Genomic DNA, 17,896 nt, shown 5'->3' with positions numbered 1-17,896 from the left:
CTCTTGCGGGGTGGGACATCACACGACGGTGACGGCGGCGGCGAAGTGGCAGGCCGCGGTGTGGTCGCCCGCCAGGCCGGTCGGTGCCGGGTCCTCCTCGCGGCACCGGCCGCGGTCGGACTCGTCGAGGGAGGCGAACTTCGGGCAGCGGTTGCGGAATCGGCAGCCGGTCGGCACGTCCGCGGGGCTGGGAAGGTCGCCGGTGAGCAGGATGCGCCTGCGCTCGCGCTCCTTGCGGGGGTCGGGCAGCGGCACGGCGGAGAGCAGCGCCTGGGTGTACGGGTGGGAGGGCGCCCCGAAGACGGCCTCGGCGGAGCCGAGTTCGACGATCCGGCCGAGGTACATCACCGCGATCCGGTCGGCGATGTGCCGTACGACGGACAGATCGTGCGCCACGAAGAGGTAGCTCAGGTTCATGCGCGCCTTGAGCTCGTCCAGCAGGTTGAGCACACCGGCCTGGATGGAGACGTCCAGGGCCGAGACCGGCTCGTCGAGGACGACCAGCTTGGGCTCCAGCGCCAGCGCCCGCGCGATGCTGATGCGCTGCCGCTGACCGCCGGAGAACTCCGCGGGGAAGCGGTCCACGTGGTCGGGGTCGAGGCCGACCTGGCCCAGCAGCTCCGGCACCCGGGCGGCGATGCGGTCCCGGGACCAGCCGTGGGTCTTCAGGGGCTCGCCGAGGATGTCGCCGACCGGCATCCGCGGGTCGAGCGCGGCCATCGGGTCCTGGAAGACCACCTGCAGGTCACGGCGGAGCGCCTTGCGCTCGGCGCCTTTCAGGCCCCGGATGTCCTTGCCGAAGACGGTGACCGTGCCGGACTGCCCGGAGGGCAGGTCGAGGATCTCCAGCAGCGTGGTGGTCTTGCCGCAGCCCGACTCGCCCACCAGGCCGAGCGTCTCGCCCTCGCGGATGTCGAAGCTGATGCCGTCGACGGCGCGTACCTCGCCCACCTTGCGCTTGACGACCGCGCCGTAGAGCAGCGGGAAGTGCTTGACCAGCCCGTCGACCTCCAGCACCGGGGTACGGTCCTCGCGGGGTACGGAATCGGCCGGGGCCTTCGGCAGCGGCGGCACCGGGTAGATGGTCGCGGGGTCCAGGGAGCCGCCCGCCACCAGCTCGTGGCTGCGGTGGCAGGCCGTGGGGTGGTTGCCCCCCTCGCGCACCGTCAGCTCGGGCTCGACGCGCCGGCACAGGTCGGTCGCGATGGGGCAGCGGGCCGCGAAGGGGCAGCCGGCCGGCAGGTCCACCAGCGAGGGCGGGTTGCCGTCGATCGGGGTGAGCGCGTGGCGTCCGCCGTCGTCGAGCCGGGGGATCGAGCCGAGCAGGCCGATGGTGTACGGCATGCGCGGGCGGTAGTAGACGTCGTCCACGGTCCCGGTCTCCACCGGGCGGCCCGCGTACATCACCTGGACCCGGTCCGCGAAGCCGGCCACCACGCCCAGGTCATGGGTGATCATGACGATGGCGGCGCCGGTGACCTCCTGGGCCTTCTTCAGGACGTCCAGGATCTGCGCCTGGATGGTCACGTCCAGGGCGGTCGTCGGCTCGTCGGCGATGATCACCTCGGGGTCGTTGGCGATCGCCATGGCGATCATCGCGCGCTGGCGCATGCCGCCGGAGAACTCGTGCGGGAAGGCGCCGGCGCGCCGCGCCGGGTCGGGGATGCCCACCAGGTCCAGCAGTTCGACCGCGCGCTTGCGGGCCTGGGCCTTGTCCAGGTCCTGGTGGATCCGCAGCGCCTCGACGATCTGGTCGCCGACCGAGTAGACCGGGGTCAGCGCGGACAACGGGTCCTGGAAGACCATCGCGATGTCCTTGCCGCGGATCTCCGTCATGTCCCGGTCGTCCAGCTCCAGCAGCTCGCGGCCGTGGAGTTTGACCGAGCCCTTGATGTCGGCGGTCTCCGGGAGCAGCCCGAGGACCGCGAGGGAGGAGACGGACTTGCCGGAGCCGGACTCGCCGACGATGCCGAGGACCTCGCCGGGACGCACGGAGAAGGACACACCCCGTACGGCCCTGACCGGCCCGGCCTCGCTCGGGAAGGAGACGTGGAGGTCGGTGACCTCGAGGGCGGGGGGCGTCTCGCTCACGACGTGCGTCCTTCCGTGGACGTGCTCTTGGCGGTGCGGGGGGCGCGGGCCTTGGCGCCGCTGGAGTTGGGGTCGAGCGCGTCGCGCAGGCCGTCGCCGATGAAGGCGATCGACAGGCAGATCAGCACCAGGCACCCGGCCGGGAAGTAGAACAGCCACGGGAAGGACGGGGCCGCCGGCGTGCCGGTGGCGATGACGGTGCCCAGGGAGACGTCGGGGGACTGCACGCCGAAGCCGAAGTACGACAGGCTGGTCTCGCCGATGATCGCCGCGCCGACCTGGATCGTCCCGTCGATGATCAGCATCGAGGCCATCGACGGCAGGATGTGCCGGAAGATGATGACCGGTGCGGGCACGCCCATGTACTTGGCGGCCTTGACGAATTCGCGGTCCTTGAGGGTGAGCGTCATGCTGCGGACCACGCGTCCGGTGATCATCCAGCTGAACGCCGCCAGCAGCACCACGAACACCAGCCAGGTCGTGCCCTGGAACAGGGGCGAGAGCACCGCGATGATCAGGAAGCTGGGCATCACCAGCAGCAGGTCGACCACCCACATCAGGGAACGGTCCGTCCAGCCGCCGAAGTAGCCCGCGCCGGCGCCGACCGCGGCGGCGACGAACGTGCAGATGAGGCCGGTCAGGATGCCGATGACCAGCGACTTCTGCATGCCGCGCGCGGTGAGCGCGAAGAGGTCGGAGCCCGTCTGGTCGGTGCCGAACCAGTGCTCGCCCGAGGGCGGCTTCTGGAAGGCGGTGAAGTCGAGCTCGGTGTAGTCCCACTTGTAGAACAGCGGTGAGACGTAGGCCATCAGGAAGAGCAGGACCAGCATGACCAGCCCGAACAGGGCCATGCGGTTGCGCGAGAAGCGGACTGCGGTGAGCCGGAGCCGGCCGCTCGCGCGGCGCCGGGCGGGCTGGTCGCCCGGCGCGGCGGGCGCCTGCGAGGGCGGCTGTACGGAGGGGGTCTGGACGGCCATGGGTGGAGGCTCCTGGGAACGCGGGATCGGGGCGGCGGAGGGGTGCGGTGGGTCTCAGCGCACCCGTACGCGGGGATCGAGCGCCGCGTAGAGCACATCGGACAGAAGGCCGGCGATCAGGACCACGAACGCCGTGAACATGCCGACGGCGGCGACCGCGTTGACGTCGTTCGTGCTGATGGAGTTGACCAGCCACTCGCCCATGCCGTGCCAGCCGTAGATCTTCTCGGTGAAGGTCGCACCGGTGAAGAGCAGGACGACGTTGTAGACCAGCAGCGGGACCACGGGGAGGACCGCGGTGCGCAGGCCGTGCTTCATCAGCGCCGCCCGCCGCGACAGGCCCTTGGCCCGGGCGGTGCGCAGGAAGTCGCTGCCGAGCACGTCCAGCATGGTGCTGCGCTGGTAGCGGCTGTAGAGGGCGACCTGGATGACGATCAGGGTCAGGCTGGGCAGCAGCAGGTGCTGCAGCCGGCTGAGGAGGATCTCCCCCGTCCCGGTCAGGCCGGGATCGTACTCACCGGTGTACTCGATGACCTTGTGCCCGACGGCGTCGTTGATGTCGATCGCCCAGAGCTTGAACGTCACCGCGATGACGAACACCGGCATGGCCAGGACGAAGAACGAGGCCAGCGTGGTGACCCGGTCCGATGTCCGGTACTGCCTGATGGCCCCCCAGGCGCCGACCAGGACACCGCCGATGGAGCCGAGGATGGTGGCGATCAGCAGCAGGCGCGTGCTCACCCCGACGCGCCGGGCGAACTCGTCGTTGACCTCACCGCCGGTGACGGTCCGTCCGAGGTCCCCGTGGGCCACGCCGTTCGCCCAGTGGGCGAAGCGGACCACGACCGGGGTGTCGGGGTTGAGGTTGTAGTCGTTCAGCGTGGCCGTCACCGAGGAGGCCGCCACCGGGGGGTTGCGGCCGGCGAAGTTGGCGCGCGGGTTCAGGCTGATCGCCGCCAGGAAGTACGTGAGTGAAGCCGCGATGAGAACCAGCGCCACGTGGTTGATCAGTCGGCGCAGCAGGTAACGGCCCACGGCTCACACTCTCAGTCGGTTCGTTCGAACGAATAGCAAGATTGAACTTTCTTCGCCGGCCGCTTCTGACATACTCGTGTAGCACGGCCGAAACATTTGCACCCGGGTCGTCTGCGCAGGTCGTGCGTATTCCGGCCGGGCCTGACGGGTTGATGGGACTTTCGCAACCGAATTATGGCCGCGTCAACGAGCGCCGGTTCGTCGTGATGGATCCTTTATTTTTTTGGTCGAAATTTAACCCGACTATCGGGATGGCCCTTATTGACGGCCCGGCGTATAGGGAAAACCCTCAGTCCTCTTCGGGGGTGCCCGCGGGCCGGTGAGCCGCTGTGCAATATGTCAGGGTTTGCGATGTCATGGTGAGCCTCGTGTCCTTCATGGCGTAGAGCTCCCCGAGGAGGCATCCGATGCGACGGAGCGCGGCGAGGTGGGCCGTCGGCGCGGCCGTGGCCGCCCTGGTGGCGACGGGCTGCGGAGGTGGGGACGGCGGCCGCGCGACGGACGGCTCCGGGGTGCTCAGCGCCTCGTGGACCGATCCGCAGAATCCGCTGGAGCCCGCCAACACCAATGAGGTGCAGGGCGGCAAGGTGCTGGACATGATCTTCCGCGGTCTGAAGAAGTACGACCCGAGGACGGCGGCCGCGGAGAACGTCCTCGCCGACTCGATCGAGACCACGGACCAGCGGACGTTCAGGATCAGGCTCAAGGACGGCTGGACCTTCGGCAACGGCGAGAAGGTCACCTCCGCTTCGTTCATCGACGCCTGGAACTACGCGGCGCTCGTGACGAACAAGCAGATCAACGCGTCCTTCTTCCGGTACGTCGAGGGCTACGACAAGGTCCATCCGGAGTCCGGGAAGCCGGCCGCCCAAAAGCTCTCCGGCCTGACCAGGCAGGACGACCTGAACTTCACCGTCGAACTCAACCAGAAGTTCTCCACCTGGCCCGACACCCTCGGCTACGCCGCCTTCATGCCCCTGCCGCGGGTCTTCTTCACGGACCACGCCGCCTGGCTGAGGAAGCCCGTCGGCAACGGCCCGTACCGCGTCGAGTCCTACACCAAGGGCCAGGGCATGCAGTTGCGCGCCTGGGACGGGTACAAGGGCGGCGACGCGGCCGTCAACGGAGGCGTGGACCTCAAGGTCTACACGGACAACAACACCGCCTACACCGACCTGCAGGCCGGCAACCTCGACCTGGTCGACGACGTCCCCGCCGCCCAGTTGAAGAACGTGCGGGCCGACCTGGACGGCCGCTACCTCAACACGCCGGCCGGCATCATCCAGACCCTCGCCTTCCCGCTCTACGACAAGGCCTGGTCGGGCGAGGACTCCGAGAAGCTCCGCCAGGGCATCTCCATGGCGATCAACCGCAAGCAGATCACCCGGAAGATCTTCCAGAACACCCGCATCCCGGCACGGGACTGGACCTCACCCGTGCTCGGCGCGGAGGGCGGCTTCGACGACACGCTCTGCGGCCGGGTCTGCGAGTACGACCCCGCCCGGGCCAGGCAGCTGGTCAAGGAGGGCGGCGGCCTGCCCGGCGGCACCATGAGGATCACGTACAACGCGGACAGCGGCTCCCACCGGGACTGGGTCGACGCGGTCTGCAACAGCATCAACAACGCGCTGGGCAAGGACGACGCCTGCGTCGGCGACCCCGTCGGCACCTTCGCCGACTTCCGCAACCAGATCGTGGGCCGGCAGATGAAGAACCCGTTCCGGGCCGGCTGGCAGATGGACTACCCGCTGATCCAGAACTTCCTGCAGCCGCTGTACTACACCGGCGCCTCCTCCAACGACGCCCATTTCAGCGACCCCCGCTTCGACCGGCTGATCGACCGGGCGAACGCCGAGAGCGACCGCGCCAAGGCCGTCGACACCTTCAAGGAGGCCGAGCGGATCCTGCCGCAGCAGGTCCCGGCGATCGCCCTGTGGTACCAGAACGGCAGCGCGGGCTGGTCGCAGCGGCTCTCGGGCGTCGCCCTCAACCCGTTCAGCGTCCCCGTCTTCAACCAGATCAAGGTCGGCTGACGCCCATGGGACGGTACGTCATCCGCCGTCTGCTGCAGATGATCCCGGTCTTCGCCGGCACCACCGTGCTGATCTTCGTCATGGTGTACGCGCTCGGCGACCCGGTCCAGGCCCGCTGCGGGGACCGCGCCTGCGACCCCGCCACGGCCGCGCAGATCCGCCACGACCTGTACCTGGACCACCCGCTGTGGCAGCAGTACCTGCGCTACATGGGGCAGATCTTCCGGGGCGACTTCGGGGTCGCCTGGAACGGCCGGCCGGTCACCGAGCTGCTGGCCTCCGCCCTGCCCGTCACGCTGCGGCTGACGGTCCTCGCCATCCTCTTCGAGATCGTCATCGGCATCACCCTCGGTGTGCTCACCGGGCTGCGCCGCGGCCGTCCCGCGGACACCGCGACGCTGCTCGGCACCCTCCTGGTCATCTCCGTGCCGACCTTCGTCACCGGCTACGTGCTGCAGTACCTGCTCGGCGTCAAGTGGAACCTCATCGCGCCCTCGGTCTCCTCCGAGGCCCGGTTCGACGAACTGATCGTGCCGGCGCTCGTGCTGGCCCTGACCTCGCTCGCCTACGTCACCCGGCTCAGCCGCACCTCCGTCGTGGAGAACATCCGCGCCGACTACGTCAGGACCGCCGTCGCCAAGGGCCTGCCGCGCCGCCGGGTGATCACCCGTCATCTGCTGCGCAACTCGCTCATCCCGGTGGTCACCTTCATCGGCACCGACATCGGGGCGCTGATGGGAGGGGCCATCGTCACCGAGCGCATCTTCAACATCCACGGCGTGGGCTACCAGCTCTACCAGGGCATCCTCCGGCTGGACTCGGCCACCGTGGTGGGCTTCGTGACCATCCTGGTCATCGTCTTCCTCCTGGCGAACCTGCTGGTCGACCTCCTCTACGCCGTCCTCGACCCGAGGATCCGCTATGCCTGAGCCGCGCAACCACCCCGACGAGGCCGTGGAGCCGGCCGGCGGGACGGGGGCCGCCATGGGACTCGGCCAGGACGAGGCACGCAGCCTGGAACGGGCGCCCGGCCCCGGCAGGGCACCGGCCGTCCCCGCGGACCGGCCCGGCGCGGACCGGCCGCACAGCCTGTGGTCGGACGCCTGGCGGGACCTGCGGCGCAACCCGGTCTTCGTGATCGCCGCGCTGGTCATCCTCTTCCTCGTCGTCATCTCCGTCTGGCCGCGGCTCATCGCCCCCGGCAACCCGCTCAGCTGCAACCTGGACAACTCCCAGCAGGGCTCCGCGCCCGGCCACCCCTTCGGCTTCGACACCCAGGGGTGCGACGTCTACACCCGGGTCGTCCACGGGGCGCGCGCCTCGGTGACCGTCGGCGTCTGCGCCACCGTCGGCGCCGCCCTGCTCGGCGCGCTGCTCGGCGGCCTCGCCGGCTACCACGGGAGCTGGGCGGACGCGGTGCTCTCACGGGTGAGCGACATCTTCTTCGGCATCCCGATCGTCCTCGGCGGACTGGTCTTCCTGTCCGTGGTCACCAGCACCACCGTCTGGCCGGTGGTGGGCTTCATCGTGCTGCTCGGCTGGCCGCAGATCGGCCGCATCGCCCGCGGCTCGGTGATCACCGCCAAGCAGAACGACTACGTCCAGGCCGCCCGCGCCCTCGGCGCCGGCAACACCCGGGTGCTGCTGCGGCACATCGCGCCCAACGCCGTCGCGCCCGTCATCGTCGTCGCGACCATCGCGCTCGGCACGTACATCTCCCTGGAGGCCACCCTGTCGTACCTCGGTGTCGGGCTGAAACCGCCCACCGTCTCCTGGGGCATCGACATCTCCCAGGCCTCCACCCAGATCCGCAACGCCCCGCACATGCTGCTCTGGCCGGCCGGCGCGCTGAGCGTGACGGTGCTGGCCTTCATCATGCTCGGTGACGCGGTGCGCGACGCCCTCGACCCCAAGCTGCGCTGATGGACGAAGGAGCGACGGCCACCGCGGCCCAGGACGAGCCGCCCCTGCTCGACGTACGCGATCTGCACGTGGAGTTCCGCACCCGGGACGGCGTCGCCCGGGCCGTCAACGGGGTCTCCTACGCGGTGCGCCCCCGCCAGACGCTCGCCGTGCTCGGCGAGTCCGGCTCCGGCAAGTCGGTGACCGCGCAGGCCGTCATGGGCATCCTCGACTCGCCGCCCGGGTTCGTCACCCGAGGCGAGATCCTCTTCCGCGGCGAGGACCTGCTCACCATGGGCGCCGAGGAGCGCCGCAGGGTGCGCGGCGCCAGGATGGCGATGATCTTCCAGGACGCGCTGTCCGCCCTCAACCCGGTGCTGACCGTGGGCGAGCAACTCGGCGAGATGTTCCGGGTGCACCGGGGGATGTCCCGCAAGGACGCCCGGGCCAGGGCCGTGGAGCTGATGGACCGGGTGCGCATCCCCGCGGCGCGCGATCGCGTCGGGCAGTATCCGCACCAGTTCTCCGGTGGCATGCGCCAGCGCGTCATGATCGCGATGGCGCTCGCCCTGGAGCCCGAGCTGATCATCGCCGACGAGCCGACCACCGCACTCGACGTCACCGTGCAGGCGCAGGTCATGGAGCTCCTCGCGGAGCTGCAGCGCGAGTACGGCATGGGCCTGATCCTGATCACCCACGACCTCGGCGTGGTCGCCGACGTCGCGGACCACATCGCGGTGATGTACGCCGGGCGCATCGTGGAGACCGCGCCCGTGCACGAGATCTACAAGCGCCCGGCGCACCCGTACACCAAGGGCCTGCTGGAGTCGATCCCGCGCCTGGACCAGAAGGGCCGGGAGCTCTACGCGATCAAGGGCCTGCCCCCGAACCTGCTGAACATCCCCACCGGTTGCGCCTTCCATCCGCGCTGCCCGCTGGCCCGCGACGTGTGCGCCACCGACGAGCCGGAGCTGTACCGGATCAGCGCCCGGCGGGGCAGCGCCTGCCACTTCTGGAGGGAGTGCCTCGGTGAGCACCAGCGGTGAGCCCGTGCTCCAGGTACGCGGGTTGTACAAGCACTTCCCGCTCACCCAGGGGATCCTGTTCAAGCGGCAGGTCGGCGCCGTGAAGGCGGTCGACGGCGTGGACCTCGACCTGTACCGCGGCGAGACCCTGGGCGTCGTCGGCGAGTCCGGCTGCGGCAAGTCCACCGTGGCCCGGCTGCTGGTGCACCTGGAGCGGGCCACCAAGGGCCAGATCCTCTACAAGGGCGAGGACATCACCAAGCTGTCGGGCCGGGCGCTGAAGGCCGTGCGCCGGAACATCCAGATGGTGTTCCAGGACCCGTACACCTCGCTGAACCCGCGGATGACGGTCGGCGACATCGTCGGCGAGCCCTACGAGATCCATCCGGACGTCGCGCCCAAGGGCGACCGGCGCCGCCGGGTGCGCGAACTGCTGGACGTCGTCGGCCTCAACCCCGAGCACCTCAACCGCTATCCGCACCAGTTCTCCGGCGGCCAGCGGCAGCGCATCGGCATCGCCCGCGGCCTGGCGCTGCGCCCCGAGGTCATCGTCGCCGACGAGCCGGTCTCGGCGCTGGACGTCTCGGTGCAGGCGCAGGTCGTCAACCTGATGGAGAGGCTGCAGGACGAGTTCGACCTCTCCTACGTCTTCATCGCGCACGACCTGTCCATCGTCCGGCACATCTCCGACCGGGTGGCGGTGATGTACCTCGGGCGGATCGTCGAGACCGGCGACGACACCCAGATCTACGAGCACCCCACCCACCCGTACACCCAGGCGCTGCTGTCGGCCGTGCCGGTGCCGGACCCGGACGCGCGCGAGCACCGCGAGCGCATCATCCTCACCGGTGACGTCCCCTCGCCCGCCGATCCGCCGTCGGGCTGCCGCTTCCGCACCCGCTGCTGGAAGGCCCGGGAACGCTGCACCCTGGAGGTGCCGGCACTGGCCGTGCCCGCGGTCTTCCGCGACGTGGACTCCCCGGCGGCGCACGACAGCGCCTGCCACTTCGCAGAGGAGAAGACGGTGGTGCCGCCCGAGGCCGGGGGCGAGTGAGCCGAAGGCGCCGAGGGCGCCCCGGAGGCGAACCGAGCCACAACAGGGCACGGCCCGCGCCCGGTGGTGCAGGGGTGTGGGCGCGGGCCGGGGTCCGAACGGAGACGTCTGTCGGCCCGGGTCAAAGGGTCTTGTCGGCGGTCGTCTCCTCGAGCGCGGCCAGTGCGGGGTCGAGGACGATGTCCTCGCCCCGCGCCGCGGTCGTCGGCTCCTCGGGGAAGTGGCACGCGCTCAGGTGCCCCTCCCGGTTCCCCTCCAGGCGGACCAGGGGCGGCTCCTCGGCCGCGCACCTGTCCTGCGCCTTCCAGCAGCGCGTACGGAAGCGGCAGCCGGACGGCGGCGACACGGGCGAGGGCACGTCGCCGGCGAGGCGGATCCTCTCGGTCGCGTTCCGGTCGTCCGGGTCCGGCTCGGGGGAGGCGGACAGCAGCGCGTGGGTGTACGGGTGGCGGGGCCGCTCGTAGATGTCCCGGCGCTCGCCGACCTCGACGATCCGCCCGAGGTACATCACGGCCACGCGCTGCGAGAAGTGCCGTACCACCGCGAGGTCGTGGGCGATGAAGAGGAAGGCGATCCCCAGTTCCCGCTGCAGGCGCTGCAGCAGGTTGACCACCTGGGCCTGGATCGACACGTCCAGCGCCGAGACCGGCTCGTCCGCCACGATGAGCTTGGGCTCCAGCGCCAGCGCCCTGGCCACCCCGATGCGCTGCCGCTGGCCGCCGGAGAACTCGTGCGGGAAGCGGTTGTAGTGCTCGGGGTTGAGGCCCACGGTCTCCAGCAGCTCGCGGACCCGCTTCTCGCGGCCGCCCGGCGGATTGATCCCGTTGATCTCCAGCGGTGCCGACACGATGTGCCCGACGGTCTGCCGCGGGTTCAGCGAGGCGTACGGATCCTGGAAGATCATCTGGATCTCGGAGCGGATCGGGGCCAGCTCCTTGCGCGTGGAGTGGGTGATGTCCCGGCCCCGGTAGGCGATCCGTCCCGCACTGGGCTCCAGCAGCCTGGTCACCAGGCGCCCGGTGGTGGACTTGCCGCAGCCCGACTCGCCGACCAGACCGAGGCTCTCGCCCTCGGCGATGGTGAAGTCGATGCCGTCGACCGCCCGTACGTCCGCCACATGGCGCTTGACCAGGAAGCCGCCCCGCACGGGGAAGTACTTGCGCAGGCCGGTCACTTCGAGCAGCGGGTTCATGGTCTCCCTCGGCGCGTGGTCCTGCTGCGGGACGCTCACCGCGCACCTCCGCCCAGCCGCGGCTGGATCTGCCCGGTGAAGATCTCCCGTTTCCGTTCCCGGCCCAGATGGCAGGCGAAGCCGCGCCGTTCGTCCTCGGGTATGCCGGGCCGCACGGTCGCGCAGCGCCCGCCGCCCACCTCCTCGGCGAAGGCGCAGCGCGGGTGGAAGGGGCACCCGGAGGGCGGGTTGAGCAGGCTGGGCGGGGCGCCGGGGATCGGGGACAGGGGCAGGTCCACCGGTGCCGACAGCCGTGGGATGGAGGCCAGCAGGCCCCAGGAGTAGGGGTGTTCGGGCGACTTCAGGATCTCGCGCACGGTGCCGCGCTCCACGCAGCGCCCCGCGTACATCACCATCACGTCGTCCGCCGTGTTCGCGACCACCCCCAGGTCGTGGGTGATGATGACGATCGCCGTGCCGGTCTCCCGCTGCAGGTCCTTGAGCAGGTCGAGGATCTGGGCCTGCACGGTGACGTCCAGGGCCGTCGTCGGCTCGTCCGCGATGACCAGCGCCGGGTCGCAGACCAGCGCCATCGCGATCATCGCGCGCTGCCGCATGCCCCCGGAGAACTGGTGCGGGAAGTCGTCCACCCGCAGCCGCGGCTGCGGGATGCCCACCCGGGCCAGCATCTCGATCGCCCGCTCCCGGGCGGCCTTCCGCGAGGCGCCCATGTGCTTCATGTACGGCTCGGCGATCTGCCGGCCGACCGTGTAGTACGGGGAGAGCGCGGTGAGCGAGTCCTGGAAGATCATCGCCATCTTCCGGCCGCGCAGCCGCTCCAGGGTCCGCTCGGAGGCGCCCGTCAGCTCCTGCCCGTCCAGCACGATCTCACCGCGGATGGTGGTGTTGCGCGGGTTGTGCAGACCGAGGACGGCCAGGTTGGTGACCGACTTGCCCGAGCCGGACTCGCCGACGATGCCCAGGGTCCTGCCCCGCTCCAGGTCGAAGGAGAGCCCGTCGACGGCCTTGACCACGCCGTCCTCGGTGGCGAACTGCACGTACAGGTCGCGGACCGACAGGAACGGCCCGGACGGCGCGGGGTCCCCGGGCCCGGGCGGCCCCGCCTCGGTCTTGGTGAGGATGCTCAACGGTGCTTCTCCTCTGCGTGCCGGCAGGCGTCCCGGCTCACGACAGCCTGATCCGCGGGTCGATGAGGGCGTAGGCGGCGTCGACGACGATGTTGCAGACGACGATGATCGTGGCGCCGATCAGCATCACGGCCATCTCCAGCGGCAGGTCGCTGCGGAGCACCGCCTGCACGGAGAGCAGGCCGAGGCCGTGCAGTCCGAAGGTGACCTCGGTGATGATCGCGCCGCCGAGGACGGCGCTCAGGTCGATGCCGAAGATGGTGATGATGGACGCGGCGGCGCCGCGCAGCGCGTACCGCAGGAACACGTAGCGGGAGGACATGCCCTTGGCGCGCGCGGCCCGGATGTGGTCCTCGGACATCTGCTCCACCATCAGCGAGCGGGTCTGCCGGCTGTAGTTGGACCAGAAGATCACCGAGAGCACCATGCAGGGCAGGATCAGCCCCTGCACCGAGCCCCATGGGTCGTGCGACCAGTCGGGGTCGTGTCCGCGGTCCAGCACGTGCCAGCTGGAGGCGAACAGGCCGATGGCGATGGGGCCGAGGAAGTAGATCTGCACGGAGTTGCCGACCAGCGAGACGCCGCTGGCGATGCGGTCGAAGGCCCTGCCCTGCTGCCAGGCGGAGACGAGGCCGAGACCGACGCCGACACACAGGAAGACGGTGGCGCCGCCGATCGCCAGCGACAGCGTGGTCGGGTAGCGGTCGGCGATGGTGTCCCAGACGAGTTGCTGGTCGGCGAAGGAGTAGCCGAAGCACGGCGCCGGGCAGTGGCCGATGGGCATGTCCCGGCCGGCGAAGATGCCGACCATGAAGTGCCAGTACTGGGTCCAGATCGGCAGGTCCAGACCGAGGTTCTTGCGGATCAGGGCGACGTTCTGCGGGCTGCAGTTCTTGCCGCAGGACAGCAGCGCCGGGTCGGACGGCAGGAAGAAGAAGAGGAAGTACGTGATGGCGCTGATCAGCAGCAGGATGACCAGCGCGCCCAGCACACGGCGTACCAGGAAACGCAGCATGGGTCAGGCTCCGTCGGTTCCGTCGGGGCGCCGGTCCCGGCCCGGGGAGAGGCCGGGACCGGCGCGGGTGCGGTGTGGCTACTGCTTGACGAAGATCGTGTTCGGGTTGATGGTCCCGTAGACCTCGTTGTAGGTGACGCCGCCGAGGCCCGAGCCGTGGATGTTGAAGTACTTGTCGAAGATGAACGGGATCTGCGACGTGTCGTTCTTCAGCACGTACTCCGACAGGGTCCGCCACTCGTCGTTCTGCTTCTTGATGTCCGTGACCGCCAGGATCCGGTCGATCTCGGAGTTGACGTGCTCGTCGTTGAGGAACGAGTAGTTGTTGGTGCCGTCGGCGAGGTTGCGGCCGTCCATGGTCGGCGGGACCACGGTCGAGGCGCTGGGCCAGTCCGCGCCCCAGCCGGTGCGGTAGATGTCGTACGGGGTGTCGAGCTTGCCGACGACCGTGTAGTACGAGGTCGGGTCGATGGCCTTGCGCTGGACGTCGAAGCCGGCCTTCTCCAGGGCCTTCTCCAGGGTCAGCGACACGTTCTGCCAGCGCGGGGTGTTGGCGTAGGCGTAGGAGAGCTTGATCTTGCCGGTGACCCCGGCCTCCTTCAGCAGTTCCTTGGCCTTCTCGATGTCGCCGGTGGGCTTGTCGAGCTTGCCGAAGGGGTCGTACTTCTTCCAGCCGGCCACCGTCGGGCTGAGCAGGGTGGTGCCGAGCTCGCCCTGCGCGCCGCCGCCGAAGGCCTGCTGGACCTGGGTCATCGGGAAGGCGTACATGATCGCCTGGCGGATCTTCGGGTCGGTGATCCGCTTGGTGTTGATGTTGATGACCTCGACGTACGGCTGGTACTGGTTCACCGTCCGCGACTTGTACTGCGCGTCCGTCGTCAGCGTCTGCATCTTCGACGGGTCGGAGGAACCGGAGAGGTTCACCGCGTACTTGTCGTTGCCGTCCTCGGCGGCGAGCCGGTTGGTCAGGCCGGGCTCGGCGATACCCAGCTGGAAGTTCCAGCTGTCCGGGTAGGCGTTGCGGATCGGGTCGGTCTTCGGGTCCCAGTTGGTGTTGCGCTCGAAGACCAGCTCCTTGCCCGGCTTGTAGCTGGCGATCTTGTACGGGCCGGTCGCGACCGGGTGGTTGTTGTACTTCTGCTTGTCGTCCTTGGCCTTCGGCACCGGCGAGATGTTCGGCATCGCCGCCGCGTAGGGCGCGTCGGCGTGCGCCTCCTGGAAGTGGAAGACGATGGTCTTGTCGTCCGGCGTGTCGATCTTGTCGGCCGGGATCTCCTTGCCCTCGTACGGGCCGGTGTAGGCCTTGCGGTAGTCGGCGCCGTAGAGCCACTTCTGGATGTACTGCGGGCCCTGCGTCTGGTAGTCGGCGAACAGCCGCTCGATGCCGTACTTGACGTCCTTGGAGGTGACCGGGGAGCCGTCCTCGAACTTCAGGCCGTCCTTGAGGGTGTAGGTCCAGGTCTTCGCGCCGTCGGAGGACTTGCCGGTGTCGGTGGCGAGGTCGCCCACCAGGATCGTCTTCCCGGTCTTGGCGTCGATCTTGTAGCCGGTCAGCGAGCGGTTGTAGAGCAGCTGGACCGACAACTGGTCACTGACGTACTGCTGGCCGGGGTCCAGGTAGTCGAAGCCCGCCTGGTCGAGGTCGTACGCCGTGCCGCCCTTCGCGGCGCCCGGGACCTCCGGGGCGGGGCCCTTGGAGTCGGCGGCCGTGCCGATGCCGAAGTTCTGCACGGTGGCCTGCTTGCCCTCGCCGCCGCCGGTGCCCGTCCCCCCGCCGCCACCGCTGCTGCACGCGGCGGACAGTGTCAGAGCTCCCAACGCCAGGAACGCGGAGGCATGACGCGCCTTGCGAATTCTCATTGATCCCTGCCTGTCAGTGAACCGAACTGCGGATACCGACGTGCCCGGTCTCCCCCCACAGGGGCCAGGCGCGGCGGCCTGGACACCTAGCGCACGGTCTTGGGATCGAGTGCGTCCCGGACCGAGTCCCCGAGCAGGTTGAAGGCGACCACGAAGATCACCATGGCGATGCCGGGGAAGAACATGAACGTGACGTCGGATTCGTAGTACGCCGCGGCCTGCTGGAACATCAGTCCCCAGTCCGGGGTGGGCGGCAGGATTCCGACGCCGAGATAGGAAAGGCCCGCCTCGGCGGTGACGTTCACCGGGAGCAGCAGGGTCGACTGGACGAGGATCGTGGACCAGATGTTGGGCAGCAGTTCCTTGCGGATGATCCGCCCCGACGAGGCGCCGCTGATCCGCGCGGCCTCGATGAACTCGCGTTCGCGCAGGCTCAGCACCTGGGCCCGGACCAGCCGTCCCACACTCATCCAGCCGAGCACGAACTGGACGATGACCAGCGCCGCGATGCGCACATAGGTCGGTTCCTCGTCGCGCGGGGAGACGAAGAGCGCCACGATCACCGGGGTGAAGGCGATGAAGAACAACTGCTGCGGGAAGGAGAGCATCAGGTCCGAGAACCGGCCCAGGAAGTAGTCGCTGCGCCCGCCGAGATAGCCCTGGACGAGCCCGATCAGCACGCCGACGACGACGGAGACCGTGGTCACGGCGAGGGCGATGCCCAGCGAGGTGCGGATCCCGTAGATCAGCAGGGTGAACACGTCCCGGCCGAGCTGGGGTTCGAGCCCGAACCAGAAGTCGCCGTCGATGCCGCCGTTGGGCTTGAGCGGGATCCCGTAGCTGTTCAGCAGCCCGAGGTCCTGGCCGTACAGCTCGTACGGGTTCTTCCCGTACACCTTGGAGATCAGCGGCGCGGCCAGCGCCACGACCAGGTAGAAGATGACGACGCCGGCGCAGATCATGCCCGTGCGGTCGCGCCGGAAGCGCAGCCAGGCGAGCCGGCCGGGGGAGCGCCCGACGAGTTCCGGGGGCTGCTGCCCGGTGCCCTCGACATGGGCGGGCGCCTCTGCCGGAACGGGTTCCGGCCCCTTCGCGGCCGTGCTCGGACTGGACATGCTCATCTGCCCCCGCACCAAAGAGTTTTGGTGGCGCCTGTGAACGCCCGTGGCTAGCTAGCCGGTATTGGGCAATGGATTTGGCGGCCAGTCAAGGGGGTGAAGCGATCCGAGGAGAAGATCGCCGTTATCTTGGGGCAAGGTTTTGGATACTGTCGTGAACGCGTGCTTGACACCTTCCGCATTCCGTCGGCGAATGCGGAGGATTCAGGATGAAACTCTTTTACACGCAGGCAACTTGACCGACGCATCACCGATATACGGACGTGCCACGCTGAGCAGCGTACGGCCGTGCGGGTGCCGTGGGCCGGCCGGGGTGATCGCGCATCACCCCGGCCGGCCGCCGTGCGTCCGCGGTGAACGGTGGGGCGGTCCGCTGCGTATCCCCTGGGAAGGCCAAACGACAGTGCTGCCGGAAGGGCCGGGGAGGTGGCCATGCGGCAGGCGTATCGGCTCGGAGGAACGGTCTGCGCGGCCCTGGGGGCCGCCGAGGCGGTCTGGCTGGGCCAGGACCTCGTGCAGTTCCGGGCGGAGGGCGCCGTCAGGGTGTGGGCGGGACTCGTGGTGCCGGTCGGCGGGGCGCCGCTGGTGACCTCGACCGTGGACCTGCTGCTCCTCGGGCTCTACGTGGCCGCCGCGGTCGCGTCCCTCAAGCCCGGCGGCGTCGGGGTCCTCGGGGCGGCCGCGGTGGTCACCCTCGCGCTGCGCACCCCCACGGTGTACCTCCTGGCCCCCTCCGCGGGCGGCGGCCCGCCCGGGCTGCAGGGGGCGCTGCTGCTGACCGCGGGCGCGCAGATCGCCGGCGCCCTCGTGCTGCTCCTCGTCGTACGGCGCACCGGCGAGGACGCGCCCGCCCCGCCGCGGCCCGCGGCGGGGGTGCTGGCCGGGATGCTGCTGCTGGTGGTCGCGCTCATCGCCGGCGTCCTGGAGTTCTCCCGGCGGTCCGACCCGCGGGCGCCGCTGCCGCCGGGCTTCTTCTGGCGGACCGCCAAGGGCGGCTACCTGGTCGACTCCCAACTGGGGGCGCCCTACGAGTGGCTGGTCTGGGCGACCGCCGGGCTGGCCGCGGCCGCTGGCCTCGCCGCGTTCGCGCGGGCCCCGTTCGCCCGTGCGCTGGGCATCTCCGTGGCCGCGCTGGCGACCGTGACCGCGGTCCCGGTGATCGGCACCTCCCGGATCGACGCCCCGGGCGCCGACGACTTCGCCGCCGCCTTCGCGGTGGGCGCCGCCCTGGTGGTGACGCTGCTGCTCGTCCCCGGCGATCTGGCGGCGGTGGGCGTGCCCGGCGGCGACCCGTATGTGGAGGCGGAGATCCCGGCGGCCGCCGACAACCTGTCCATGCCGCTGTACGAGCAGACCGCCGTCCTCCCCGTCTTCGGCTCCTACGGGCAGCCGCCGCCGCCCGGCCCCGCCTCCGAGGCGCGGGCGGCGTACCTGCAGGACCCGCCCTAGGGCGGGCCCTTTCCGGGG

14 protein-coding genes are annotated in these 17,896 nt (G+C 69.9%); 6 read left to right on the top strand and 8 right to left on the bottom strand.

Annotation, left to right across the window (positions count from 1 at the left end):
• Positions 1–18: 18 nt before the first annotated feature.
• From CHF15_RS14345 to CHF15_RS14335, 3 genes are read right to left on the bottom strand one after another with little or no spacing between them, the layout of a single operon-like run.
• Entirely contained in the window at positions 19–2,091 is a 2,073-nt protein-coding gene (locus CHF15_RS14345; protein WP_089224152.1) for an ABC transporter ATP-binding protein, read from the bottom strand.
• On the bottom strand, positions 2,088–3,068 hold the full coding sequence (locus CHF15_RS14340) for an ABC transporter permease (RefSeq protein WP_089224151.1): 981 nt from the start codon (positions 3,066–3,068) through the stop codon (positions 2,088–2,090). Before CHF15_RS14340 ends, CHF15_RS14345 begins: the two co-directional genes overlap by 4 nt.
• Positions 3,069–3,122: 54 nt before the next feature.
• Positions 3,123–4,103 carry an ABC transporter permease gene (locus CHF15_RS14335; RefSeq protein ID WP_089224150.1) on the bottom strand — a complete coding sequence of 327 codons (981 nt, stop codon included), beginning with the start codon at positions 4,101–4,103 and terminating at the stop codon, positions 3,123–3,125.
• Positions 4,104–4,510: 407 nt separating this feature from the next.
• Here CHF15_RS14335 and CHF15_RS14330 point away from each other — a divergent pair, with 407 nt between their 5' ends.
• The 5 genes from CHF15_RS14330 to CHF15_RS14310 are packed head-to-tail and all read left to right on the top strand — an operon-like array spanning position 4,511 to position 10,117.
• Complete coding sequence (locus CHF15_RS14330) at positions 4,511–6,136, top strand: peptide ABC transporter substrate-binding protein (protein ID WP_089224149.1); 1,626 nt, start codon at positions 4,511–4,513, stop codon at positions 6,134–6,136.
• A 5-nt stretch (positions 6,137–6,141) separates the two neighbouring features.
• Entirely contained in the window at positions 6,142–7,065 is a 924-nt protein-coding gene (locus CHF15_RS14325) for an ABC transporter permease (RefSeq protein ID WP_089224148.1), read from the top strand.
• On the top strand, positions 7,058–8,059 hold the full coding sequence (locus tag CHF15_RS14320; protein WP_089224147.1) for an ABC transporter permease: 1,002 nt from the start codon (positions 7,058–7,060) through the stop codon (positions 8,057–8,059). Before CHF15_RS14325 ends, CHF15_RS14320 begins: the two co-directional genes overlap by 8 nt.
• On the top strand, positions 8,059–9,084 hold the full coding sequence (locus CHF15_RS14315; RefSeq protein WP_089224146.1) for an ABC transporter ATP-binding protein: 1,026 nt from the start codon (positions 8,059–8,061) through the stop codon (positions 9,082–9,084). The genes CHF15_RS14320 and CHF15_RS14315 overlap by 1 nt, the downstream gene beginning before the upstream one ends.
• Complete coding sequence (locus CHF15_RS14310; protein WP_089224145.1) at positions 9,068–10,117, top strand: ABC transporter ATP-binding protein; 1,050 nt, start codon at positions 9,068–9,070, stop codon at positions 10,115–10,117. The genes CHF15_RS14315 and CHF15_RS14310 overlap by 17 nt, the downstream gene beginning before the upstream one ends.
• A gap of 121 nt (positions 10,118–10,238) precedes the next feature.
• Here the strand turns inward: CHF15_RS14310 and CHF15_RS14305 are convergent, their stop codons facing one another.
• The 5 genes from CHF15_RS14305 to CHF15_RS14285 form a co-directional block, all read right to left on the bottom strand.
• Entirely contained in the window at positions 10,239–11,309 is a 1,071-nt protein-coding gene (locus CHF15_RS14305) for an ABC transporter ATP-binding protein (RefSeq protein ID WP_089224441.1), read from the bottom strand.
• A gap of 35 nt (positions 11,310–11,344) precedes the next feature.
• Positions 11,345–12,436, bottom strand: a complete 1,092-nt coding sequence (locus tag CHF15_RS14300) for an ABC transporter ATP-binding protein (RefSeq protein ID WP_089224144.1) — start codon at positions 12,434–12,436, stop codon at positions 11,345–11,347.
• 37 nt (positions 12,437–12,473) lie between these two features.
• Entirely contained in the window at positions 12,474–13,451 is a 978-nt protein-coding gene (locus CHF15_RS14295) for an ABC transporter permease (protein WP_089224143.1), read from the bottom strand.
• Positions 13,452–13,529: 78 nt separating this feature from the next.
• Entirely contained in the window at positions 13,530–15,311 is a 1,782-nt protein-coding gene (locus tag CHF15_RS14290; protein ID WP_179279785.1) for an ABC transporter substrate-binding protein, read from the bottom strand.
• 86 nt (positions 15,312–15,397) lie between these two features.
• Positions 15,398–16,426 carry an ABC transporter permease gene (locus CHF15_RS14285; protein ID WP_089224141.1) on the bottom strand — a complete coding sequence of 343 codons (1,029 nt, stop codon included), beginning with the start codon at positions 16,424–16,426 and terminating at the stop codon, positions 15,398–15,400.
• Between the two features lie 435 nt (positions 16,427–16,861).
• Between CHF15_RS14285 and CHF15_RS14280 the strand changes: the two genes are divergently transcribed.
• Entirely contained in the window at positions 16,862–17,878 is a 1,017-nt protein-coding gene (locus CHF15_RS14280) for a hypothetical protein (protein WP_089224140.1), read from the top strand.
• Positions 17,879–17,896: the final 18 nt, after the last annotated feature.

The organism is Actinacidiphila glaucinigra, from assembly GCF_900188405.1.
Taxonomy (GTDB): Bacteria; Actinomycetota; Actinomycetes; order Streptomycetales; family Streptomycetaceae; genus Actinacidiphila; species Actinacidiphila glaucinigra.
Note: the sequence above shows the minus strand (reverse complement) of the source record. Positions and strands in the feature narration are given on the sequence as shown.

Excerpts from the sequence above, each read along its gene's own strand:
- CHF15_RS14285 (WP_089224141.1), bottom strand. The coding sequence starts at position 16,426 with ATGTCCAGTCCGAGCACGGCCGCGAAGGGGCCGGAACCCGTTCCGGCA.
- CHF15_RS14325 (WP_089224148.1), top strand. The coding sequence starts at position 6,142 with ATGGGACGGTACGTCATCCGCCGTCTGCTGCAGATGATCCCGGTCTTC.
- CHF15_RS14320 (WP_089224147.1), top strand. The coding sequence starts at position 7,058 with ATGCCTGAGCCGCGCAACCACCCCGACGAGGCCGTGGAGCCGGCCGGC.
- CHF15_RS14305 (WP_089224441.1), bottom strand. The coding sequence starts at position 11,309 with ATGAACCCGCTGCTCGAAGTGACCGGCCTGCGCAAGTACTTCCCCGTG.
- CHF15_RS14330 (WP_089224149.1), top strand. The coding sequence starts at position 4,511 with ATGCGACGGAGCGCGGCGAGGTGGGCCGTCGGCGCGGCCGTGGCCGCC.
- CHF15_RS14340 (WP_089224151.1), bottom strand. The coding sequence starts at position 3,068 with ATGGCCGTCCAGACCCCCTCCGTACAGCCGCCCTCGCAGGCGCCCGCC.
- CHF15_RS14295 (WP_089224143.1), bottom strand. The coding sequence starts at position 13,451 with ATGCTGCGTTTCCTGGTACGCCGTGTGCTGGGCGCGCTGGTCATCCTG.
- CHF15_RS14315 (WP_089224146.1), top strand. The coding sequence starts at position 8,059 with ATGGACGAAGGAGCGACGGCCACCGCGGCCCAGGACGAGCCGCCCCTG.
- CHF15_RS14280 (WP_089224140.1), top strand. The coding sequence starts at position 16,862 with ATGCGGCAGGCGTATCGGCTCGGAGGAACGGTCTGCGCGGCCCTGGGG.
- CHF15_RS14290 (WP_179279785.1), bottom strand. The coding sequence starts at position 15,311 with ATGAGAATTCGCAAGGCGCGTCATGCCTCCGCGTTCCTGGCGTTGGGA.